At 71.2% G+C, this 21,392-nt stretch carries 19 protein-coding genes; 1 reads left to right on the forward strand and 18 read right to left on the reverse strand.

The genetic code is table 11. From position 1 onward, the window contains the following. Positions 1-24 precede the first annotated feature (24 nt). From cimA to VFW79_RS06945, 11 genes are all read right to left on the reverse strand, one after another. Positions 25-1,647 carry a citramalate synthase gene (gene cimA / locus VFW79_RS06895; RefSeq protein ID WP_329676574.1) on the reverse strand — a complete coding sequence of 541 codons (1,623 nt, stop codon included), beginning with the start codon at positions 1,645-1,647 and terminating at the stop codon, positions 25-27. Between the two features lie 321 nt (positions 1,648-1,968). Beyond that, entirely contained in the window at positions 1,969-3,075 is a 1,107-nt protein-coding gene (locus VFW79_RS06900; protein WP_329676575.1) for a branched-chain amino acid aminotransferase, read from the reverse strand. Between the two features lie 66 nt (positions 3,076-3,141). Beyond that, positions 3,142-4,209, reverse strand: a complete 1,068-nt coding sequence (locus VFW79_RS06905; protein WP_329676576.1) for a 3-isopropylmalate dehydrogenase — start codon at positions 4,207-4,209, stop codon at positions 3,142-3,144. Positions 4,210-4,251: 42 nt separating this feature from the next. Next, positions 4,252-4,773 carry an ASCH domain-containing protein gene (locus tag VFW79_RS06910; protein WP_329676577.1) on the reverse strand — a complete coding sequence of 174 codons (522 nt, stop codon included), beginning with the start codon at positions 4,771-4,773 and terminating at the stop codon, positions 4,252-4,254. 129 nt (positions 4,774-4,902) lie between these two features. Continuing rightward, a complete protein-coding gene (gene ilvC / locus VFW79_RS06915; protein WP_329676578.1) occupies positions 4,903-5,931 on the reverse strand; it encodes a ketol-acid reductoisomerase in 1,029 nt (342 codons plus the stop codon). 54 nt (positions 5,932-5,985) lie between these two features. Then, positions 5,986-6,510 (reverse strand): acetolactate synthase small subunit, encoded by a 525-nt coding sequence (gene ilvN / locus VFW79_RS06920; protein ID WP_329676579.1) that lies wholly within the window; start codon positions 6,508-6,510, stop codon positions 5,986-5,988. Between the two features lie 11 nt (positions 6,511-6,521). After that, positions 6,522-8,405, reverse strand: a complete 1,884-nt coding sequence (locus VFW79_RS06925) for an acetolactate synthase large subunit (RefSeq protein ID WP_329676580.1) — start codon at positions 8,403-8,405, stop codon at positions 6,522-6,524. A 247-nt stretch (positions 8,406-8,652) separates the two neighbouring features. Further along, positions 8,653-10,380, reverse strand: a complete 1,728-nt coding sequence (locus tag VFW79_RS06930; RefSeq protein WP_329676581.1) for an alpha-glucosidase — start codon at positions 10,378-10,380, stop codon at positions 8,653-8,655. Further along, a complete protein-coding gene (locus tag VFW79_RS06935) occupies positions 10,377-10,952 on the reverse strand; it encodes a pyridoxamine 5'-phosphate oxidase family protein (RefSeq protein WP_329676582.1) in 576 nt (191 codons plus the stop codon). The genes VFW79_RS06930 and VFW79_RS06935 overlap by 4 nt, the downstream gene beginning before the upstream one ends. Positions 10,953-11,021: 69 nt before the next feature. After that, a complete protein-coding gene (ilvD, locus tag VFW79_RS06940) occupies positions 11,022-12,767 on the reverse strand; it encodes a dihydroxy-acid dehydratase (RefSeq protein WP_329676583.1) in 1,746 nt (581 codons plus the stop codon). Between the two features lie 71 nt (positions 12,768-12,838). Then, positions 12,839-13,510 carry a VOC family protein gene (locus VFW79_RS06945; protein WP_329676584.1) on the reverse strand — a complete coding sequence of 224 codons (672 nt, stop codon included), beginning with the start codon at positions 13,508-13,510 and terminating at the stop codon, positions 12,839-12,841. Positions 13,511-13,643: 133 nt separating this feature from the next. Here VFW79_RS06945 and VFW79_RS06950 point away from each other — a divergent pair, with 133 nt between their 5' ends. Continuing rightward, on the forward strand, positions 13,644-14,405 hold the full coding sequence (locus tag VFW79_RS06950) for a MerR family transcriptional regulator (RefSeq protein WP_329676585.1): 762 nt from the start codon (positions 13,644-13,646) through the stop codon (positions 14,403-14,405). Between the two features lie 247 nt (positions 14,406-14,652). On the opposite strand, the gene VFW79_RS06955 is transcribed toward VFW79_RS06950, so the two are convergent. The 7 genes from VFW79_RS06955 to VFW79_RS06985 all read right to left on the reverse strand — a co-directional run. After that, positions 14,653-15,198 (reverse strand): GNAT family protein, encoded by a 546-nt coding sequence (locus VFW79_RS06955; RefSeq protein WP_329676586.1) that lies wholly within the window; start codon positions 15,196-15,198, stop codon positions 14,653-14,655. Between the two features lie 110 nt (positions 15,199-15,308). Next, on the reverse strand, positions 15,309-16,814 hold the full coding sequence (gene gatB / locus VFW79_RS06960) for an Asp-tRNA(Asn)/Glu-tRNA(Gln) amidotransferase subunit GatB (RefSeq protein ID WP_329676596.1): 1,506 nt from the start codon (positions 16,812-16,814) through the stop codon (positions 15,309-15,311). A gap of 14 nt (positions 16,815-16,828) precedes the next feature. Beyond that, positions 16,829-18,343: an Asp-tRNA(Asn)/Glu-tRNA(Gln) amidotransferase subunit GatA gene (gene gatA, locus VFW79_RS06965; protein ID WP_329676587.1), complete on the reverse strand. Its 1,515-nt coding sequence runs from the start codon at positions 18,341-18,343 to the stop codon at positions 16,829-16,831. Next, entirely contained in the window at positions 18,343-18,639 is a 297-nt protein-coding gene (gene gatC / locus VFW79_RS06970; protein WP_329676588.1) for an Asp-tRNA(Asn)/Glu-tRNA(Gln) amidotransferase subunit GatC, read from the reverse strand. The genes gatA and gatC overlap by 1 nt, the downstream gene beginning before the upstream one ends. A 117-nt stretch (positions 18,640-18,756) precedes the next feature. Next, positions 18,757-19,176 (reverse strand): pilus assembly protein CpaE, encoded by a 420-nt coding sequence (locus VFW79_RS06975; protein ID WP_329676589.1) that lies wholly within the window; start codon positions 19,174-19,176, stop codon positions 18,757-18,759. Between the two features lie 134 nt (positions 19,177-19,310). Then, positions 19,311-20,624: a GNAT family N-acetyltransferase gene (locus VFW79_RS06980; protein WP_329676590.1), complete on the reverse strand. Its 1,314-nt coding sequence runs from the start codon at positions 20,622-20,624 to the stop codon at positions 19,311-19,313. Next, positions 20,617-21,392, reverse strand: a 776-nt coding sequence (locus VFW79_RS06985; RefSeq protein WP_329676591.1) for a helix-hairpin-helix domain-containing protein, incomplete at its 5' end; no start/stop codon positions are given. The genes VFW79_RS06980 and VFW79_RS06985, both read right to left, overlap by 8 nt.

The following is a 21,392-nucleotide window of genomic DNA, read 5'->3' on the forward strand; positions in this document are numbered from 1 at the left end:
CCTGACCTCCCCGCTGCTCCGACGTCAGCGCGGCGCTATGCCGAGATGGTGCAGGCCCCAGATCGTCGAGTCGGTGAGCGCCTCCCACGACGCCTCGAGCAGGTTCGGGCCGACCCCGACGGTGCTCCAGGAGCTCTTGCCATCACTCGTCTCGATGAGCACGCGCGTCACGGCGTCGGTGCCGTGCATCGCGTCGAGGATGCGCACCTTGAAGTCGATGAGCTCGAACTTCTCGACCTCGGGGTACACGTGCACCAGCGCCTGGCGCAGGGCGTGGTCGAGCGCGTTGACCGGGCCGTTGCCCTCACCGGTCGTGACGAACCGTTGGCCGCCCGCGTGCAGCTTGACGGTGGCCTCGGCGCTCGCCGGGACATCCCGCCCGCCCTGGCGCTCGACGATCGAGCGCCAGCTCTCGACCTGGAAGTAGTCGGGTCGCCCGCCGTTGAGCTCCTCGACGAGCAAGAGCTCGAACGACGCGTCAGCGGCGTCGTACGTGTACCCGTTGGCCTCCGCGTCCTTGACGCGGTTCGTGACGCGCGTCAGGAGCTCGCCCTGGCCGGCCAGGTCGAAGCCCAGCTCACGACCCTTGAGCTCGATCGTGGCGCGTCCGGCCATGTCGGAGATGAGCATGCGCATGTCGTTGCCGACCGCGAGCGGGTCGACGTGCTGGTACAGGTCCGGGTCGACCTTGATCGCGCTCGCGTGCAGGCCGGCCTTGTGGGCGAACGCGCTGGCCCCGACGTACGGCTGCCGCGCGAAGGGCGCGATGTTGGTGATCTCGCTGATCGCGTGGGCGATGCGCGTCATCTCGCGCAGGCCGCCCTGGCCGTCCGAGCCCTTGGCGAGCAGCTGGCGGCCGCCCTTGAGCTCGAGGTTGGCGACCACCGCGAGCAGGTCGGCGTTGCCGGTGCGCTCGCCGTAGCCGTTGACCGTGCCCTGGACGTGCGTGCAGCCGGCGGCGACCGCCGCGAGCGAGTTCGCGATCGCGCAGCCCGAGTCGTTGTGCGCGTGGATCCCGAGGATCGCGTGCGCGCCGACCGCGGCGCGGATCTCGGAGACGACCTGGGTGACGCCGTCGGGCAGCATCCCGCCGTTGGTGTCGCAGAGCGCGACCACCTCGGCACCCGCGTCGAACGCCGCGAGCACCGCGGACCGCGAGTACTCCGGGTTGTCGCGGTACCCGTCGAAGAAGTGCTCGGCATCGACGACGACGCGGCGCCCCTCACGCACCAGCAGCTCGACGGTGTCGGTGATCATCGCGAGGTTCTCTTCGCCCGTCGTGCGCAGCGCGCGCTCGACGTGACGCAGGTCGCTCTTCGCCACGAGCGTCACGACCGGCGCCTGCGCATCCAGCAGCGCCCGGACCTGAGGGTCCTGCCACGCGACGGCGCCCGCCTTGCGGGTCGCACCGAACGCCGCGAGCACCGCGTTCTTGAGGTTGAGCTCCGTGGCCGCCCGGGCGAAGAACTCGGTGTCCTTCGGGATCGCCCCCGGCCAGCCGCCCTCGATGAACCCGACACCGACCTCGTCGAGCAGCGGCGCGATCGCGAGCTTGTCCCCGACGGACAGGTTCATGCCCTCCTGCTGGGCGCCGTCGCGCAGCGTGGTGTCGTACACGTGGAACGGACGTGCGGTCTGGCTGGTCACGTGGGCGCTCATTTCAGGGGCGGTGCTGGGGCCGTTCGCCGTCCTGGTTCCGCGGTGACCTCCGGGCCGGCGAGGGGTGGTGCCGGCGGCAGGTCGGTGCGGGGACGACGTCGTTGGCGGACGGGGGTGGTGCCCGACAACAAAAAGACCCCCCGAGGGTACGGGAGGTCTGCGCGTCTGCGATGTGCAGGCGCGCTACTCGATAATGAGGTGGAGCGAGTGAAGGTGTGTCACAGGCCACATCATGCCACACGGCCCGCGGGGGCCCGCACGCCGGTCCACGGGCCGCGCGACATGGGTGGTGGGAAGGTGCTCGAGCCGTCAGACGAGGCGGTGGAGCCACCCGTGCCTGTCGGTCGCCCGGCCGTACTGGATGTCGGTCAGCTCGGCGCGCACCCGCATCGTGACGTCGCCCGCGGCGCCGTCCGCGACGGTGGCGTCGAAGCCCTCGCCTGCGAGGCGTCCGATCGGCGTGATGACCGCGGCGGTCCCGCACGCGAACACCTCGGCGACCGAGCCGTCGGTCAGGCCCGCTCGCAGCTCGGCGAGCGTGATCCGCCGCTCGGACACCTCGTGGCCCGCGTCGGTGAGCAGGCGGATGACCGACGAGCGCGTCACGCCCTCGAGGATCGACCCGGTCAGCTCGGGCGTCGAGATGGTGCCGTCGGCGTGCACGATGAACACGTTCATCCCGCCGAGCTCCTCGAGGACCGAGTTCGTGGCGGCGTCGAGGAAGCACACCTGCTCGCAGCCGTGCCCGTAGGCCTCCTGCTGGGGCAGCAGGCTCGCCGCGTAGTTGCCGCCGCACTTGGCCGCACCCGTGCCGCCCGCGCCCACGCGGTGGTAGTCCTGCGCGACCCAGATCGACACCGGCTGCACGCCGTGCGTGAAGTAGGGGCCGACCGGCGACGCGATGACGAGGAACTCCGCCTCGAGCGAGGGCCGCACACCGAGGAACCGCTCGGACCCGTACATGAACGGGCGCAGGTACAGGCTCGTCTCCTCGCCCGACGGCACCCAGTCCACGTCGGTCGTCACGAGCGCCGTGATGGCCCCCAGGAAGTCCGCCTCGGTGAGCTCGGGCAGTGCGAGCCGGTGCGCGGAGCGCGCGAACCGTGCGGCGTTGGCCGACGGACGGAACGTCCAGACGGAGCCGTCGGCGTGGCGATACGCCTTGAGCCCCTCGAAGATCTCCTGCGCGTAGTGCAGCACGGCGGTCGCCGGGTCGAGCAGCAGCGGGCCGTACTTCTCGACGCGGCGGTCGTGCCAGCCGTCGGCCAGGGACCAGCTCGCGCGTGCCATGTGGTCGGTGAAGACCGTGCCGAACGTGGGTGCTGCCATGGCCTGGGCGCGTTCGGCCGCCGGGACCGGGGTGTCGCTGCGACGGATCTCGAACGTCGAGGTCGCGGGTGTGGATGTCGTGCTCATGAGCGGAGGCCTTTCACCAGGTGCGGATGCTGACGTTACCGGTGAGGACGGCCGAGGAGTGAGGAGTCAGCCGGCGACGCGCGCCGCCAGGTCGGAGCCCACCTCGGCCGTCGACCGTACTCGGCCCGCTGCGGCGCCGCGGTCGGCGAGGTCGGCGGCGACCGCCGCCTCGACCCTGGCGCCGGCCTCGGGCAGGCCCAGGTGGTCGAGCAGCATGGCGACCGAGAGCACGGTGGCCGTCGGGTCGGCCTTGCCCTGCCCGGCGATGTCCGGGGCCGAGCCGTGCACGGGCTCGAACATGCTCGGAGCCGTGCGGTCCGGGTTGATGTTGGCCGAGGCGGCGAGGCCGATGCCGCCGGTGATCGCGGCGGCCAGGTCGGTGATGATGTCGCCGAACAGGTTGTCCGTGACGATCACGTCGAAGCGCGACGGGTTCGTCACCATGAAGATCGTCGCGGCGTCCACGTGCAGGTAGTCGACGGTCACGTCGGGGAACTCGGCGTTCACCGCGTCGACGGTGCGCCGCCAGAGGTGACCGGCGTACACGAGCACGTTGTGCTTGTGTACGAGCGTGAGCTTCTTGCGGGGACGGGCCGCCGCGCGAGCGAACGCGTCCCGCACGACCCGCTCGACGCCGAACGCCGTGTTGACGCTGACCTCGTTGGCGACCTCGTGCGGGGTGCCGGCGCGGATCGCGCCGCCGTTGCCGACGTACGGCCCCTCGGTGCCCTCGCGGACGACGACGAAGTCGATCTCGCCGGGCTGGGCGAGCGGGGACGTCACGCCCGGGTACAGGCGGCTCGGGCGCAGGTTCACGTACTGGTCGAGGGCGAACCGCAGCCTCAGGAGCAGCCCCCGCTCGAGCACGCCGGACGGCACGCCCGGGTCGCCGATCGCGCCGAGCAGGATCGCGTCGTGGGTACGGATCGCGTCGAGGTCCGTGTCGGTGAGGGTCTCCCCCGTCGCGTGCCACCGCCGCGCCCCGAGGTCGAACTCGGTCGGCAGGACACGCACCCCCGTGCCGACGAGCGCCGCGTCGAGCACCCGCAGACCCTGCTCGACGACCTCGGTGCCGATGCCGTCACCCGCCACGACGGCGAGGCGGATGTCACGGGCTGCGCTGTTCTCGACCATGTCGAAAGGCTACCGCTCGTCCCAAGGGTCGGGACGGATATCTCAGCGGGTGGACGCATCCGGATAGCGCAGCTCGAACTCCTCGAGCACGACCGGCAGGTCCTCGCTGAACGGCTGACCGCCCTCGTCCGTCGCACGCCGCCGGAAGTACTGCTCGTGGCTGCTCCGCCACGCCGCGAGGGAGCCGTCACCCTCGCCCTCGGCCGCCGCGAACTCCTCGTCGACCTCACCGAACGGCACGACCCGCACGGAGGTCGTCCGGATGAACGCCCGCGGATGCCCCCCGCCGTCGAGCAGGATCGCCGCACTGCCGACCTCCGGCAGCTCCTCGCCGCCCGCCTCGAACTCCCAGAGTGCCGTCGATGTGGCGGTCTTGGCCCCGCTCAGCACGTGCGCGAGCAGCTCGTCGGCCAGCTGGGGCGAGTCGCCGAACGACCAGGCCGGCGGCGGCACGGCGCCCGACGGGGTCTCCCCCATCACGACATCGAAGCTGCCCAGCCCCTCATGGCCCTGGGCTGCGGCCCAGAACCTCGAGAGCTCGCCGTCATCCACCGTCTCGCTCATCCCAGAGTCCTCTCGTCGACCGCCGCGGCCCATCCTGCCCGACGATCGCCCCCTGCGCCGTCGGGACGCCGCAGGGGGCGCCCCGACGAACGGGACGCCCCCTGCGGAGGTCGTGCTCAGAGCCGCGGATCAGCGCCCCGCGGAACCCTCGACGTAGTCCGTGTCCGCCGGCTTGACCCAGGCGAACAGCTTGCGCAGCTCGCGGCCGACCGGCTCGATGGGGTGGCTCTGGCCCTTGGCGCGCAGCGCCTTGAACTCGGGTGCTCCGGCGTCCTGGTCGTCGATGAATCGCTTCGCGAACGCACCGTTCTGGATGTCCGCGAGGACGGCCTTCATGTTCTCCTTCACGTCGGGCGTGATGACGCGCGGCCCGGACACGTAGTCGCCGTACTCGGCCGTGTCGGACACGCTCCAGCGCTGCTTCGTGATCCCGCCCTCGTGGATGAGGTCGACGATGAGCTTGAGCTCGTGGAGCACCTCGAAGTACGCGACCTCGGGCTGGTAGCCGGCCTCAGTGAGGGTCTCGAACCCGTACTGGATGAGCTGCGAGACGCCACCGCACAGGACGGCCTGCTCACCGAAGAGGTCGGTCTCGGTCTCCTCGGTGAAGGACGTCTTGATCCCGGCGGCGCGCAGGCCGCCGATCGCCTTGGCGTACGACAGCGCGAGCTCCCACGCGCCGCCCGACGCGTCCTGCTCGACCGCGACGATGACGGGCACGCCGCGCCCGTCAACGAACTCGCGCCGCACGAGGTGCCCAGGGCCCTTGGGCGCGATCATCACGACGTCGAGACCCGGCTCGGGCTTGATGTAGCCGTAGCGGATGTTGAAGCCGTGGCCGAAGACGAGAGCCGACCCGGGGTTCAGGTTGGGCGCGATCTCGTCGCGGTACAGGTGACGCTGGACCTGGTCCGGCGCGAGGATGACGACGACGTCGGCCCACTTGACCGCGTCGACGACGGGCAGGACCTGCAGGCCCGCGTCCTCCGCCTTGGAGCGCGACGGCGACCCCTCGCGCAGGCCGACACGGACGTCGACACCGGAGTCGTGCAGGTTGAGGGCGTGCGCGTGCCCCTGGCTGCCGTAGCCGATGACGGCGACCTTGCGGCCGGCGATGATGGACAGGTCGGCGTCGTCCTCGTAGAACAGCTCAGCCACGGTGGATCTCCTTGAGGTGTAGCGGTGGTGGGTGTGACGTGCAGGGGCGGGTCTTCAGGCGGTGCGGGCGACCCGTTCGAGCGTGCGATCGGTGATCGACCGCGCGCCACGGCCGATCGCGACGGTGCCGGACTGCACGATCTCACGGACGCCGAACGGCTCGAGCGCGGCGAGCAGCGCAGCGAGCTTCGCGGGGCTTCCCGTGGCCTCGACCGTGACCGCGTCGGGGACCACGTCGACGACGTGCGCCCGGAAGAGCGTCACGACCTCGAGGACGTGCGTGCGCTGGGTGGTGTCGGCACGGACCTTGACCAGCATGAGCTCGCGCTGGACCGAGGCCGCGTCCTCGAGCTCGACGATCTTCAGGACGTTGATCAGCTTGTTGAGCTGCTTCGTGACCTGCTCGAGGGGCAGCGCGTCGACGTCGACGACGACCGTGATGCGCGAGACGTCGTCGTGCTCGGTCGGACCGACCGCGAGCGAGTGGATGTTGAACGCGCGCCGAGCGAACAGCCCCGCGACGCGCGTCAGCACACCGGGCTTGTTCTCGACGAGGACGGACAGGGTGTGGCGGGTCATGACGGGTCCTCTCAGTCCTCGCGGTCCCACGCCGGGCTGATGCCCCGCGCGTACTGGATCTTGTCGTTGCTCACGCCCGCGGCGACCATCGGCCAGACCATCGCGTCGCGCGAGACGGTGAAGTCGATGACGACCGGCTGGTCGTTGATCTCGAGGGCGCGCTTGATGGTCGCGTCCACGTCTGCCTTCGTCTCGCAGCGCAGACCCACGCACCCGTAGGCGTCCGCGAGCTTGACGAAGTCCGGGATCCGCACCGTGCCGTGGCCGGTGTGGAGGTCCGTGTTGGAGTACCGCTCGGAGTAGAAGAGCGTCTGCCACTGGCGGACCATGCCGAGCGACGAGTTGTTGATGACCGCGACCTTGATCGGGATGTCGTTGATCGTGCAGGTCGCGAGCTCCTGGTTGGTCATCTGGAAGCAGCCGTCGCCGTCGATCGCCCAGACGGTCCGGTCGGGCTGGCCGACCTTCGCGCCCATCGCCGCGGGCACCGCGTAGCCCATGGTCCCGAGACCGCCGGAGTTGAGCCACGAGTTCGGCCGCTCGAACCGGATGAACTGCGACGCCCACATCTGGTGCTGCCCGACGCCGGCGACGAAGATCGACTCCGGCCCGGAGAGCTCGCTGATGCGCTGGATCACGTGCTGCGGCGCGAGATGGCCGTCCTCGGGCTCGTCGTAGCCGAGCGGGAACGTCTCGCGCCAGTCGTCGATCTGCTTCCACCAGGCGCCGAGGTCCGGCTTGCCGTGCTGCACGTGCTCGCGCGCCAGCTCGGGCAGGAGGTCCGCGAGGACCTCGCGCAGGTCGCCGACGATCGGGACGTCGACGGCACGGTTCTTCCCGATCTCGGCAGGGTCGATGTCGGCGTGCACGATCGTCGCGAGCGGCGCGAAGCTCGAGAGCTTGCCCGTCACGCGGTCGTCGAAGCGCGCGCCGAGCGACACGACGAGGTCGGCCTTCTGCAGCGCCGCGACGGCCGGGACCGTGCCGTGCATGCCGGGCATCCCGAGGTTCTGGGGATGGGAGTCGGGCAGCGCGCCCCGGGCCATGAGCGTCGTGACGACGGCCGCGCCCGACGCGTCGACGAGCTCGCGCAGCTCGGCCGAGGCACCCGACCGGATCACGCCGCCACCGACGTACAGCACCGGGCGGCGTGCCGTCGCGAGCAGCCGGGCGGCCTCCCGGATCTGCTTGGCGTGCGGCTTCGTCACCGGGTGGTAGCCGGGAAGGTCGAGCGTCTGCGGCCAGCTGAAGGTCGTGTCGGCCTGCATCGCCGACTTCGCGATGTCCACGAGCACGGGGCCGGGCCGGCCGCTCGCAGCGATGTGGAACGCCTCGGCGATCACGCGGGGGATGTCGTCGGCGTTCGTGACGAGGAAGTTGTGCTTGGTCACCGGCAGGGTGATGCCGACGATGTCGGCCTCCTGGAAGGCGTCCGTGCCGATCATCGACGCGCCGACCTGACCCGTGATCGCGACCACCGGGATCGAGTCCATGTTGGCGTCGGCGATGGGCGTGACCAAGTTCGTCGCGCCCGGCCCGGACGTCGCCATGCAGACGCCGACACGACCGGTGGCGTGCGCGTATCCGGACGCGGCGTGGCCGCCGCCCTGCTCGTGCCGCACGAGGATGTGCCGCAGGCGGGTGGAGTCCATCAGCGGGTCATAGATGGGCAGGATCGCTCCGCCGGGGATCCCGAAGACGACCTCGACACCGGCCTCCTCGAGCGAGCGGACCACCGACTGCGCGCCGGTGACTCGCTCGGGGCCGATCGCCGTGACGTGCGCCGACGTGACCGAGGAGGTCGGCTCGGCGGGACGCGCCTCGACGGCCACGCGGGGGGACGCCTGCGCCGCGGCCGGCGTGCGTGGAGGCGCCGGGTGGGGGACCTGGACCATGTTTCTCCCTGGCTTCGCTACTGGTGGAGCTCGGGTGCTGCTGCCTGCCTGGCTGGGTGCCTGCATGAAAAAACCCCTCGGCCCTGGCACGGGCTGGTCGAGGGGTGAGCGCGCTGACGAGGCCTGACGCGATGCCTCAGTCGGCGCGCCCGGTAACTACTACGAGGAAGATCGTCTGCACGCGTGGGACTCTACGCCGCCCGTCACCGCGATGTCACCTTCCACCTCTCTCGTCTCACATCGTGGTTCACGTGACCGCAGTTCGGACACGTCGATACACCCGGGTCTCCCACGGCCGCAGGACGATCTCGCCGTCCGGCACGTCGACGTAGTTGCCGAGCACCAGGTCGCCGCGCACGTCCGGTCCCCAGCCCTCGAGCGACACCGTCTGCTCGTCGGAGCTGAAGCTGCCGAGCACCAGGAGCTCGACCCCGTCCAGCGCGCGGGTGAACGAGTAGACCGACTCGTCCTCCGCCAGGAGCATCGTGAAGTCGCCCAGCGCCACGACAGGGTCGTCGTGCCGGAGCGCGACGAGTCGCCGGTAGTGGTGGAACACGGACCGCGGGTCGGCCCGCTCGGCCTCGGCGTTGACGCTCTCGTGGTTCACGTTCACCTGGAGCCACGGTGCGCCCGTCGTGAACCCCGCGTGCGGCGAGCCGTCCCACTGGACCGGGGTCCGCGCGTTGTCACGGCTCATGGCTGCCAGCCCGGCCAGGAGCTCGTCGTCAGTCAGGCGCCCCGCCGCACGGGCCTGCTCGACGTAGCGCAGCGACTCGATGTCCCGGTACTGGTCCAGCCGCGTGAAGTGCGCGTTCGTCATCCCGAGCTCTTCGCCCTGGTAGACGTATGGTGTGCCGCGGTGCAGGTGGAGCACGGTGGCGAGCATCGTGGCCGACTCGCGGCGGTACGTCGTGTCGTCGCCGAAGCGCGACACGATCCGCGGCTGGTCGTGGTTGTCCCAGTAGAGCGAGTTCCAGCCGACGTCCGCGAGCCCCGCCTGCCAGCGTCCGAACGACGCCTTGAGGTCGGTCAGCCGGAGCGGTCGGACGTCGAACTTGTCGCCAGGGCGGTGATCGAGCCCGACGTGCTCGAACTGGAACACCATGTCGACCTCCGCCCGCGCAGGGTCGGTGAACAGGCGCGCGTCGTCGATCGTCACGCCGGGCATCTCCCCCACCGTCAGCAGGCGGCCCGGGCGTCCGGCGAACACCTCTCGGTGCATCTCGGCGAGGAACTCATGGATGCGCGGCCCGCACGTGTATGCGGCTCTGCCGTCGCCCCACGGACCGGACGTCACGGGGCCGTCGGGCAACGACGTGTCCTTGGAGACCAGGTTGATGACGTCCATGCGGAACCCGTCGACCCCGCGGTCGAGCCACCAGCGCATCATCGCGTGCACCGCGTGACGCACGTCGGGGTTCTCCCAGTTGAGGTCCGGCTGCTTGCGACTGAACAGGTGCAGGTAGTACTCGCCGCTCGACGGGTCGAGCTCCCAGACCGAGCCCGAGAAGAACGACTCCCAGTTCGTCGGCTCGGCACCCGGCTCCCCTGCCGTCATGCCCGCGCGCGCCGGCCGCCACCAGTACCAGTCCCGCTTCGGGTTGTCCGTCGACGACCGCGACTCGACGAACCACGGGTGCTCGTCCGACGTGTGGTTGACGACGAGGTCCATCACGAGGCGCATGCCGCGCTCGTGCAGAGCCGCGATGAGGGCGTCGAGGTCCGCGAGCGTCCCGAACACCGGGTCGATGTCCCGGTAGTCGCTGATGTCGTAGCCGTTGTCGTCCTGCGGGGACCGGTACACCGGCGACAGCCACAGGACGTCGACGCCGAGCTCGGAGAGGTGGTCGAGCCGGTCGAGGATGCCGCGCAGGTCCCCGATACCGTCGCCGTCCGAGTCCTGGAACGAGCGCGGGTACACCTGGTAGACGACGGCGCGAGTCCACCACGGCGCGTCGTCGGGCGTGAACGTCACTGGATCGCCTCGCTGGAGCCGGTGCGCTGGTCGAGCGCGGGGAGACCGTCGATGCTCGCGGCGTTGCGCGTGGCGCGGTAGGCCGCGAGCTCCGCGTCGGTCTTGCGGTCCGACCACTGCGTCAGGAGGTCGCGGTCGCCGACGTGCTCGAGCAGCGGGACCTGGAACCCGCACGAGTCGGAGACCCTGCGGACGTCGACCACGATGACCGCCCGGGCACCGCGATCGGCCGGGAACCGCGCGGCGAGCGCAGCGAACTCGGCATCCGCGGGGAGCACGACCCGCCCTACCCCGTGCAGGCGCACGATGGTCGCCGGGCCGGTGAATGCGCACAGCATGATCACGATGCGGCCGTTCTCCCGTAGGTGCGCGATGGTCTCGCTGCCCGACCCCGTGACGTCGAGGTAGGCGACCGAGTGCGGGTCCAGCACCACCAGCGTTCCCGCACCGCCCTTCGGGGAGACGTTCACGTGACCGTCCGACGCGAGCGGCGAGGTCCCGACGAAGAAGACCGGCTGGGCCTCGATGAACGCGGACAGGCGTGCGCCGATCTCCGGGTGGATCTTGCCCATCGTTCTCCTCCGCCGAGCTGCGATCCGCCGGGCGGATCCGGGGCTGCTCATCCGTGCCGCAGCAGTGCCTCAGATCAGCACGGCACCCTTGGACGCGGACTGGACGAGCTTGACGTACTTGGCGAGCACGCCGCGGGTGTAGACGGGCGGCAACGGCTCCCAGCCGATCTTGCGGGACTCGATCTCGGCGTCGTCGACGAGCAGGTCGAGCCGGGCGTTCGCGACGTCGAGCCGGATGCGGTCGCCGTCGTTGATGAAAGCGATCGGGCCCGCGTCGACGGCCTCGGGGGCGATGTGACCGACGCACAGACCGGTCGTACCGCCGGAGAATCGGCCGTCGGTCAGCAGGAGCACGTCCTTGCCGAGCCCCGCACCCTTGATCGCGCCGGTGATGGCCAGCATCTCGCGCATCCCCGGTCCGCCCTTCGGGCCCTCGTAACGGATGACGACGACGTCGCCGGCCACGATCGTGCCGTCCTCGAGCGCGTCCATCGCGGCGCGCTCACGCGTGAACACCCGCGCCGTGCCCTCGAACACCTCCGAGTCGAAGCCGGCCGACTTCACGACCGCGCCGTCGGGCGCGAGCGAGCCGTGCAGGATCGTGATGCCGCCCGTGCGGTGGATCGGGTTGTCGAGCGCCCGCAGGATCTTGCCGTCCGGGTCGGGCGGTGCGATGTCCGCGAGGTTCTCCGCGACCGTCCTGCCCGTGACGGTCAGGCAGTCGCCGTTGAGGAGCCCGGCGTCCAGCAGCGCCTTCATGACCACCGGCACCCCGCCGACCCGGTCGACGTCGGCCATGACGTAGCGGCCGAACGGCTTGAGGTCGCCCAGGTGCGGCACCTTGGCGGACACGCGCGTGAAGTCGTCGAGCGTCAGGTCGACCTCGGCCTCGTGCGCGATCGCCAGCAGGTGCAGCACGGCGTTCGTGGAGCCGCCGAAGGCCATCACCACGGCGATGGCGTTCTCGAACGCGGGCTTGGTCATGATCTGCCGCGCGGTGATGCCCTGGCGCAGCAGCTCGACCACAGCCTCGCCCGAACGGTGCGCGAACGCATCCCTGCGGCGGTCGGCCGACGGCGGCGCGGCGGACCCGGGCAGCGACATGCCGATGGCCTCGGCGACCGACGCCATGGTGTTGGCGGTGTACATGCCGCCGCACGCGCCCTCGCCGGGGCAGATCGCCCGCTCGAGGCGGTCGAGGTCGCCGCGGCTCATGAGCCCCTTGGCGCACGCACCCACGGCCTCGAAGGCGTCGATGAGCGTGACGTCCTTCTCGGTGCCGTCCTCGTACGTGACCCAGCCCGGCATGATCGTGCCCGCGTACAGGAACACGCTCGCGAGGTCGAGCCGCGCGGCCGCCATGAGCATGCCCGGCAGGGACTTGTCGCAGCCCGCGAGCAGCACCGAACCGTCGAGACGCTCGGCCTGCATGACCGTCTCGACGCTGTCCGCGATGATGTCGCGGCTCACGAGCGAGAAGTGCATGCCCTCGTGGCCCATGGAGATGCCGTCGGAGACCGAGATGGTCCCGAACTCGAGGGGGTAGCCGCCCGCCGCGTGGACGCCCTCCTTGGCCGCCTGGGCGAGCCTCTGGAGCGACAGGTTGCAGGGGGTGATCTCGTTCCACGAGCTCGCCACGCCGATCTGCGGCTTGGCGAAGTCCTCGTCCCCGAGGCCGACGGCCCGGAGCATCCCGCGCGACGCGGTGGCCTCGATGCCGTCGGTCACCGTGCGAGAGCGGGGCTTGATGTCGATGCCGGGCGCTGCGGCGCTCCCGGCGACAGATCCGAAGGCGGAGTCGGAGGTCACGGTCATGCTGGCGAGTCTAGGTCGGCGCTGAGCTCCTCCGCCTGGCGGGGCGGGAACCGCTGACCCGGGCGCTGCGGTCAGTCGCGCGCCTGCCACGTGCAGACACACACCTCGTTGCCTTCGGGGTCCGCAACGATCCAGAACGCGGGCGCCCGGCGGTCGCTGACCAGGTGACCTCCTGCGGCGATGGCCGCTGCCACACGCTGCTCGGCGACGTCGTGCGGGACCGTCAGGTCGAAGTGGATGCGGTTGCGCTGCGGCCGCGGGAGATCCATCTGCTGGAACCACACGGACGGCCCGAGGCCCGCGGGGTCGACGAGCGCCGGTGCGTGGTCGTCGGGGTCCGGCATCTCTTCGGGCACGTACCCGAGGACCGTCTGCCAGAACGGGTAGACGCCCGGGATGTCGAGCGCATCGATCGCGATCTCGAGAGTTGCGAGGACTGGTACGTCCGACGCGATCCCGAGCTCGTCCGCGATCGCCGTGATGGCTGCGGCGAGCGCGACGTCCTTGCTCGTGAGTCCGCCGGCGTCGTGGGTGCTCATCGACACGCGGACGGACGGGTAGCTCAGGTGGACGTCCGGATGGTGCCCGGCGGCCTCGGCAGCAGCGCCGATCCGCGTCGTCAGCTCGAGCCCGCGCGCGAACGAGCCTGTGCGGAACGACGCGTGCAGCCGGTTCAGCAGGACGCGCCAGTGCCTGGCGTCGACCTGGTCGGTGGCTTGCGAAGCAGTCAGCGTGGTCGTCATGACCCTCAGCGTGGCACCCACCGCCGACATCCGCGCGACGCCGTCGGAACACGGTTGCAGTTGACGCAGCGTCAACTTGTAGCGTCTGATCACGACGGCGGACCGCCCGCCGTCGGAGGTGGAGGTGGGTACGGTGCACGACGAGTCCTGGACCATCGGGGACGTCGCGCGGCTCTCCGGCGTCACGTCACGCACGCTGCGGCACTACGACAGCATCGGGCTCCTGACTCCCGTCGGGACCGCCCCCGGTGGTCGCCGGCTCTACGGCCGCGACGAGCTCGTGCGGCTCCAGCAGATCCTCGTCCTGCGCGAGCTGGGCGTCGACCTGCCGTCGATCGGACGCGTCGTGCGGTCCGGCGACGACCGGAGCACGCAGCTCCAGGTGCTGCGGCAGCACCACGACCAGCTGCTCGCGGAGCGTGACCGGTACGACCGGCTCGCAGCGACCGTCGCCACCACCATGCAGTCGCTCGACGGAGGAGGAACCATGGCAGCGAAGGACCTGTACGCAGGCTTCGACAACAGCGAGTACGAGGTGGAGGCGCGCGAGCGCTGGGGCACCGAGGCGGTCGACCGCAGCGCATCGGCGTGGGCGCGGCTCGGCGAGAAGGGTCGGGCCGAGCACCATGCGGAGGCCGCGGCGATCGGCGAGGGGCTCGCGGCCTGCCTGACCGCGGGGCTCGCGATCGACACCCCTCGCGTCCAGGCGCTCGTCGCACAGCACCACGCGCAGATCGCGCTGTTCTGGACCCCGAACCGCGAGTCGTACACAGGCCTGGGCCAGATGTACGTCGACGACCCTCGCTTCACCGCGACGTACGACGCGTTCACACCCGGGCTCGCCCCGTACCTGCGCGACGCGATGGCCGTCTTCGCCGCGGCCAACCTCGCCTGACCCGCACAGCGACCGCCCGGACCGACTCGCGGGACCAACGGCCCACGCAGCGTCGACCTTCGGGCGGAACGCTGGGGGGTACCTGGTTGCGCCGATCCGCAACCTGGTACCCCCACCGGGGCGTTCTTCGACCGCTCGACACGGTTGGGGGGCGCCCCGGCCCCATGTCCGGTGGCCGTCGGCGGACAGTGGCCGCCCATCGGCGTCCTGAGGTGTCCGGCTGAGCCGGGCCGCACCCAGCCCGTGCCTACCCCAGCTGGGCTGCGCGGAACTCGTCCTCGAGCAGGCCCATCGCGATCACGTCGCACCACCGTTCGCCGTCGCGGGCGGCGTCACGCAACCGTCCCTCGACCTGGAACCCGATGTTCTCGTAGATCGCGCGTGCCCGCGTGTTGATGCTCAGCACATCGAGGCCGACCCGGTGCAGCCCGAAGCCGTCGAACGCCAGACCGAGCACCAGCTGGATCGCCTCGGTGCCGTACCCGCGACCGCGGTACGCCGGCCGCATGACCAGGCGCATGCTCGCGCTGCTCACGACGTCGTCGATGTCGTTCAGCACGATCTCACCGAGGTACTCGTCCGAGCCGTTCGCCGTCACGGCCAGGTCGACGCGGCCGTCGCGCGCCGAGACGCCCGCGCACCACGCGTCGATCTCCGCTCGGGTGAAGACGGCCGTCGTCCCTGTGAGGCGGTTGCTCTGCGGGTCCTGGACCATCTCCCACATCGCGTCGGCGTCGCTCGCCCGCACCGGCCGCAGACGGATCATCTCGCCCTCGAGCGTCGGCTTCTCCATCGATCAGCCCTTCTGGTCAGTGCCACCTGGGCGTGAGCCTAGGGACCGCCTATGACCATCATGTAACGGATCGCACCTCGCGCACGGCGCCGTGACCGTGCGCCGACACCTCACACCGTGGTGACACGCTCCAGCACGAGCTCCCGGACGCGCCCTGCGTCGGCCTGCCCACGGGTGGTCTTCATGACGGCACCGATGATCGAACCGACCGGTCCGAGGTTGCCCGACCGGATCTTCTCGGCGATGTCGGGCTGCGCAGCGAGCGCAGCGTCGATCGCCGCGAGCAGCGGGGCGTCGTCGGACACGACCTCGAGCCCTCGCGTGACGAGGACCTGCTCGGGACCGCCCTCGCCCGCGAGCACCCCCTCGAGGACCTGGCGGGCGAGCTTGTCGTTGATGCGACCGGCGTCGACGAGCGCCTGCAGCTCGCCGACCTGGGTCGGGGTGATCGGCAGGTCGGCGAGCTCGACGTCCAGCTGCTTGGCTGTCCGGGCCAGCTCACCCATCCACCACTTGCGCGCGGCGGCGGGGCTCGAGCCTGCCTCGATGGTCGAGGCGATGATGTCGATCGCCGACGCGTTGATGACGTCGCGCATCTCGGCGTCGGCGAAGCCCCAGTCGCCCTGGAGTCGGCGGCGGCGTGCCGCGGGCATCTCCGGCAACGCGGCGCGGATCCGCTCGACCCACGCGCGGTCCGGCGAGACCGGCGCGAGGTCCGGCTCCGGGAAGTAGCGGTAGTCGTCCGAGTCGGACTTGATCCGGCCGGCCGTCGTGATCCCGGTGTCCTCGTGCCAGTGCCGGGTCTCCTGGGTGATCGCCCCACCCGCGTCGAGGATTGCGGCCTGCCGCGAGATCTCGTAGCGCACCGCGCGCTCGACCGAGCGGAACGAGTTGACGTTCTTCGTCTCGGTGCGAGTGCCGAGCGGCGAGTCGGGAGTCGCCCGGAGCGAGAGGTTGACGTCCGCCCGCACGTTGCCGCGCTCCATGCGCGCCTCGGACACGTCGAGCGCACGGAAGATGTCCCGCAGCGTCTGCACGTAGGCACGCGCGACCTCCGGCGTCCGCTCCCCCGCGCCGGTGATGGGCCGCGTGACGACCTCGACGAGCGGGATCCCCGCGCGGTTGTAGTCGATCAGCGAGTACTCGGCGCCCTGGATGCGCCCGGTGGAACCGCCGACGTGGGTGTTCTTGCCGGCGTCCTCCTCCATGTGCGCGCGCTCGATCTCGACGCGGAACACCGCGCCGTCGTCGAGCTCGACGTCGAGCCACCCGTCGAACGCGATCGGCTCGTCGAACTGCGACGTCTGGAAGTTCTTCGGGACGTCCGGGTAGAAGTAGTTCTTCCGCGCGAACCGGCACGTCTCGGCGATCGAGCAGTTGAGCGCGAGCCCGATGCGGATCGCGTACTCGACCGCCGTGCCGTTGACGACCGGGAGCGCACCCGGCAGGCCCAGGGACACCGGGGACACCGCGGTGTTGGGCTCGTCGCCGAACACCGCGATCGACGGGCAGAACATCTTCGTGCGGGTGCCCAGCTCGACGTGGACCTCGATGCCGAAGACCGGGTCGTAGCGGGCCACCGCGTCGTCGTAGTCGACCAGGTCGACCTCACGCATGCCGTTCGTCGTCGTCACCGTGCCACCTCCAGCTCGGGGGCCTTCGCGAGGATGGGGCCGCCCCACTGCGCCTCGAGCAGCGCCTCGAGCGCCGCGCCCACCCGGTACAGCCTGTCGTCGGCCTTCGCGGGCGCCAGGACCTGGAAGCCGACCGGGAGACCGTCGTCCGACAGGCCGTTCGGCACCGACAGGCCCGGGATGCCCGCGAGGTTCGCAGGGATCGTCGCCACGTCGTTGAGGTACATCGCGAGCGGGTCGTCGAGCTTCTCGCCGAGCTTGAACGCCGTGGTCGGCGCCGTCGGCGACACGAGGACGTCCGCCTGCGCGAACGCTGCCGCGAAGTCACGCTGGATCAGCGTGCGCACCTTCTGCGCGCTTCCGTAGTACGCGTCGTAGTACCCAGCCGACAGGGCGTAGGTACCGAGGATGATCCGGCGCTTGACCTCGTCACCGAAGCCCGCCCCGCGAGTCGCGCTCATGACGCGCTCGGCCGTGACGTTGCCCTCGGACGGCTCGACGCGCAGGCCGAACCGCATGCCGTCGAACTTCGCGAGGTTGCTCGACGCCTCGCTCGGGAGGATCAGGTAGTAGGCGCCGAGGGCGTACGTGAAGTGCGGGCACGACACCTCGACGATCTCGGCGCCGGCGCCGCGCAGCACGTCGAGCGACTCGGTGAAACGCGCGCTCACGCCCGGCTGGTAGCCCTCCCCCGTCAGCTCCGTGATGACGCCGACGCGCAGGCCGGTCAGGTCGCCCGACCGCCCCTGGCGCGCTGCGGCGACCAGTCCCGGCAACGGCTCGTCGATCGACGTCGAGTCGCGCGGGTCATGGCCGCCGATGAGCTCGTGCAGCAGAGCCGAGTCGAGGACCGTCCGGGTCACGGGACCTGCCTGGTCAAGGCTCGAGGCGAGCGCGATCAGGCCGTACCGCGACACGCTGCCATAGGTCGGCTTGACCCCGACCGTGCCCGTCACGGCCGCGGGCTGACGGATCGACCCCCCGGTGTCCGTGCCGATCGCGAGCGGCGCCTCGTAGGCGGCGACCGCCGCGGCGGACCCGCCACCGGAACCACCGGGGATCCGGTCGAGGTCCCACGGGTTGTGCGTGTTGCCGAACGCGGAGTGCTCGGTGCTCGACCCCATCGCGAACTCGTCCATGTTGGTCTTGCCGAGGATCGGCAGACCCGCCGCCCGGATCCGCGTGGTGATCGTCGCGTCGTACGGCGGGATCCAGCCCTCGAGGATCCTCGAGCCTGCGGTCGTCGGCATGCCCTTCGTGACGACGATGTCCTTGACCGCGATAGGCACACCCGCGAGCGCGTGCAGCTGCTCGCCGGCGGCGCGTCGGGAGTCGATGTCGCGCGCTGTCGCAAGCGCCTCGGCGCCGTTGACAAACAGGAACGAGTGCAGCGCGGGCTCGACGGCGGCGATGCGGTCGAGGTGGGCCTGGGTCGCCTCGACGCTCGACACCTCGCGCGACGTGAGCCGTTCCGCGAGGTCAGCGGCGGTCAGCCGCGTGAGGTCGGTCATCAGTCCTCCTCCAGGATCTGCGGGACGAGGAACTTGCCCTCCATCGCCGCGGGGGCACCGGCGAGCACGTCGGCCACCGGCAACGACGGCTCGGGGACGTCGGCACGGAACACGTTCGACAGCGGGAGCGGGTGGCTGGTGGCGGGCACGTCGGCCGTCGCGACCTGGCTGACGCTCGCCACGGCGTCGACGATCACGCGGAGCTCGCCCGCGAGTCGATCGAGCTCCGCAGGCGTCAGGTCGATCCGGGCCAGGGCTGCCACGCGCGCGACCTCGTCGCGAGAGAGGGTGGACATGTCCCGAAGTCTAGGCCGTGAGGCGAGGGGCTTCGGGTCCGTCGACCTTCGGGCCACGCCCGGCCGGCCGGCTGGGCGGGTGGGCGGGTGGGCGGGTGGGCGAGCACACGAGCAGGGCTAGTCCCGGCGCTCGACCGCCGCACCGACGAGCGCCAGCAGCGCATCCGCGTAGGCGTCCGCCGCGGAGGACGCCGTGAAGACCTGCTGCGGCCGTCCAGCCAGCTCGATGACGACCTCGTAGCCGTCAGCCGTGCGGGCGAGGCGACGGAAGGTCCCACCCAGCAGCTCGCGGAGCTGATCCTCACCCGGAAGCCAGAGGGCGTCCTCCTGGGCGACGGAGTCGAGCGCCCACTCGGTCGTGCCGTTGAACCCGAGGACGGTCCCCGTCGAGAACTTGTGCGGCTCGATCATCATGTCGCTGATCGTGTAGACGTCGTCGTCCAGCCCGGCGCGCCGGATGACGAAGCGGTCCCCCGAGCGCGGGTGCCAGCGCAGGCCGGCGACCCGGAGCCGGTCGGCGCGGTCGGCGGAGATCATGGGGCCAGTATCGGACGGAACACCCGAGCCGGCATCCGACGACACGAGCCGCCGAGGCGCCCTGTCCGGCCCGTCACGGTCCGCCCGACGGTCGGGGCTCGGTCGAGCTCGGTGCAGCCAGGTTGGGCACAGCGTCAGCCGGCCGCCTCCATGTAGTGGTAGGCGTCTGCCGGGACGAAGCCGAGACGCTCGTAGACCGTGATCGCCGCCGAGTTGGCGTGCTCGACCTGCAGAAACGCGCGTCGGGCTCCGCGCCGGTCGGCCTCACGGGCGGCGGCGGCCGTCAGCGCACTTGCGAGCCCCCGTCGCCGCGCCGCTGCGGGGACCGCGAGACAAGCCAGTGCGACCCAGTCGTTCACGAATGCTGCCCGGATGACACCGACGGTCGCTCGGTGGGCGCGATCGGCCGCGGTCGAGGCGGGATCCCGGGGCTCGTTCGCCTCGAACGCCGTGAGGTAGGCCGCCGGGCTGCCCGTGAGGATCCCGAGAGCGAGCTCTCGGTCGACCGGCGCCGACGCCGACTTCACTCCGAGCCAGCCCGTCAGCCACGCGTCGTCCGGCGTCTCGGCGGTCACGATCGAGAACGCGTCGGCGGCGGACCCGGCGAGCGCCCGCGTGCCGGACGCGGCCAGCCCCGCGAGGTCCTCGTGCACCATGACCAGCGTCTGCGCGACGCTGCGATAGCCACGGGCCTCCAGCCGGCTCGCGAGGTCGGGCGGCTGTGACTCGCGTCCCACCCGGAAGACCGGGCCGTGACCGGCGTCGGCATACACCCGCTCCACGCGGATGATCGCGCCGTCGACATCGACGGGCGACCCTGCAGTCATCACGCTGTTGGCCCGACGGGTGAACCCGCCGGAGATCCCCGCCCGCCACCCGTCGATACCGTGCCCCCGCGCCGGCCGCCACGTCGCCGTCTCGACCTCGGCACCGGGAGCCGCGGGCGCGTCCCACCTGAGGACCCGCAGGTTCACCCCCTCGTGGTGCCAGTCTCGCTCGGGCACCCGGCGGAAGCCGAGCCGCTCGTACAGGCGGTGAGCCACGGCCATCGCGTCGAGCGTCGACAGCACCACGGTCCGGGCCCCGGAGGCCACCGACTCCCGCAGGCACGCGCGGACGAGCGCCTCGGCCACCCCCTGGCGGCGCGCCTCGGGCGCGACGGCGAGCATGCGGATCTCGAACTCACCGGGCTCGGCCACCTCCGCGTACGACGAGCTCTGAGGGGCGAGCGTCACCGTCCCCACGACAACGGGATCGACCCCGTCCACATGCAGCACCGCGACGACGAGGATCGCCTCGTCGGCCCGCCGGCCGGAGTCGAGCAGCTCGTCCCGGTACTCGTCGCCGTCGTCGATGAGCCGGTCGGCGTGGTACGCCTCGGCGGTCAGGGCGCCCGCCGCGGTGATCTCGGCCTCGGACTCCGCGACCCGTACCTCGAGGTCACTCATCGTCGGGCTCCGTCGGGGCGGGGGTCAGGTCCTGGTCCGGCACCGGATCAGTCGCCGCGTCGCCCACCGCGGCCGGTCCGCCGGCCAGCAGCGCGACGAACTCCGGCTCGGAGAGGATCCGCAGGCCCAGCTCCCGAGCCTTGGCCTCCTTCGAGCCGGCGTTCTCTCCCACGACGACGTAGTCGGTCTTCTTCGACACGCTCCCGGCCGACTTGCCGCCGTGCGCAAGGATCGCCTCCTTCGCCTCGTCGCGGCTGAAGCCCTCGAGGCTGCCCGTCACGACGACCGTGAGGCCGTCGAGCGTGCGAGGCGTCGACGCATCGCGCACATCGGCCATCCGCACACCCGCCGCGGCCCACTTCCGCACGATCTCCGCGTGCCACCGGTCGTCCTCGTCCGGCTGGTCGAACCACGCGCGCACCGCGGCAGCGATGGTCGGCCCGACCCCCTCGACCGCGGCCAGCTCGACCTCGCTCGCCCCGGCGATCGCCTCGAGAGTGCCGAACTCGGTCGCGAGAGCGCGGGCCGCCGTCGGGCCCACGTGGCGGATCGAGAGCGCGACCAGAACGCGCCACAGCGGGGTGTCCTTGGCCTTCTCGAGGTTCGCCAGCAGGCTCTCACCGATCGCGTTGAGATCTCCCGCCTCGCGGCTGCGCCCCTTCACCTTCGACCTCGCTGACAGGACGAACTGCGGGACCCGTCGCAACGCGTCGGCGTCGAGCGCGAAGAGGTCGCCCTCGTCGGTCAGGACACCCGCGTCGAGCAGGC

It is taken from the genome of Cellulomonas sp., from assembly GCF_036279715.1.
Lineage (GTDB): Bacteria > Actinomycetota > Actinomycetes > Actinomycetales > Cellulomonadaceae > Cellulomonas_A.

Excerpts from the sequence above, each read along its gene's own strand:
- gatC (WP_329676588.1), bottom strand. The coding sequence starts at position 18,639 with ATGTCCACCCTCTCTCGCGACGAGGTCGCGCGCGTGGCAGCCCTGGCC.
- VFW79_RS06900 (WP_329676575.1), bottom strand. The coding sequence starts at position 3,075 with ATGAGCACGACATCCACACCCGCGACCTCGACGTTCGAGATCCGTCGC.
- VFW79_RS06955 (WP_329676586.1), bottom strand. The coding sequence starts at position 15,198 with ATGGAGAAGCCGACGCTCGAGGGCGAGATGATCCGTCTGCGGCCGGTG.
- VFW79_RS06925 (WP_329676580.1), bottom strand. The coding sequence starts at position 8,405 with ATGGTCCAGGTCCCCCACCCGGCGCCTCCACGCACGCCGGCCGCGGCG.
- gatB (WP_329676596.1), bottom strand. The coding sequence starts at position 16,814 with ATGCGTGAGGTCGACCTGGTCGACTACGACGACGCGGTGGCCCGCTAC.
- VFW79_RS06980 (WP_329676590.1), bottom strand. The coding sequence starts at position 20,624 with ATGAGTGACCTCGAGGTACGGGTCGCGGAGTCCGAGGCCGAGATCACC.
- gatA (WP_329676587.1), bottom strand. The coding sequence starts at position 18,343 with ATGACCGACCTCACGCGGCTGACCGCCGCTGACCTCGCGGAACGGCTC.
- VFW79_RS06945 (WP_329676584.1), bottom strand. The coding sequence starts at position 13,510 with ATGACGACCACGCTGACTGCTTCGCAAGCCACCGACCAGGTCGACGCC.
- ilvN (WP_329676579.1), bottom strand. The coding sequence starts at position 6,510 with ATGACCCGCCACACCCTGTCCGTCCTCGTCGAGAACAAGCCCGGTGTG.
- VFW79_RS06905 (WP_329676576.1), bottom strand. The coding sequence starts at position 4,209 with ATGGTCGAGAACAGCGCAGCCCGTGACATCCGCCTCGCCGTCGTGGCG.
- VFW79_RS06935 (WP_329676582.1), bottom strand. The coding sequence starts at position 10,952 with ATGGGCAAGATCCACCCGGAGATCGGCGCACGCCTGTCCGCGTTCATC.
- VFW79_RS06910 (WP_329676577.1), bottom strand. The coding sequence starts at position 4,773 with ATGAGCGAGACGGTGGATGACGGCGAGCTCTCGAGGTTCTGGGCCGCA.
- VFW79_RS06975 (WP_329676589.1), bottom strand. The coding sequence starts at position 19,176 with ATGATCTCCGCCGACCGCGCCGACCGGCTCCGGGTCGCCGGCCTGCGC.
- ilvD (WP_329676583.1), bottom strand. The coding sequence starts at position 12,767 with ATGACCGTGACCTCCGACTCCGCCTTCGGATCTGTCGCCGGGAGCGCC.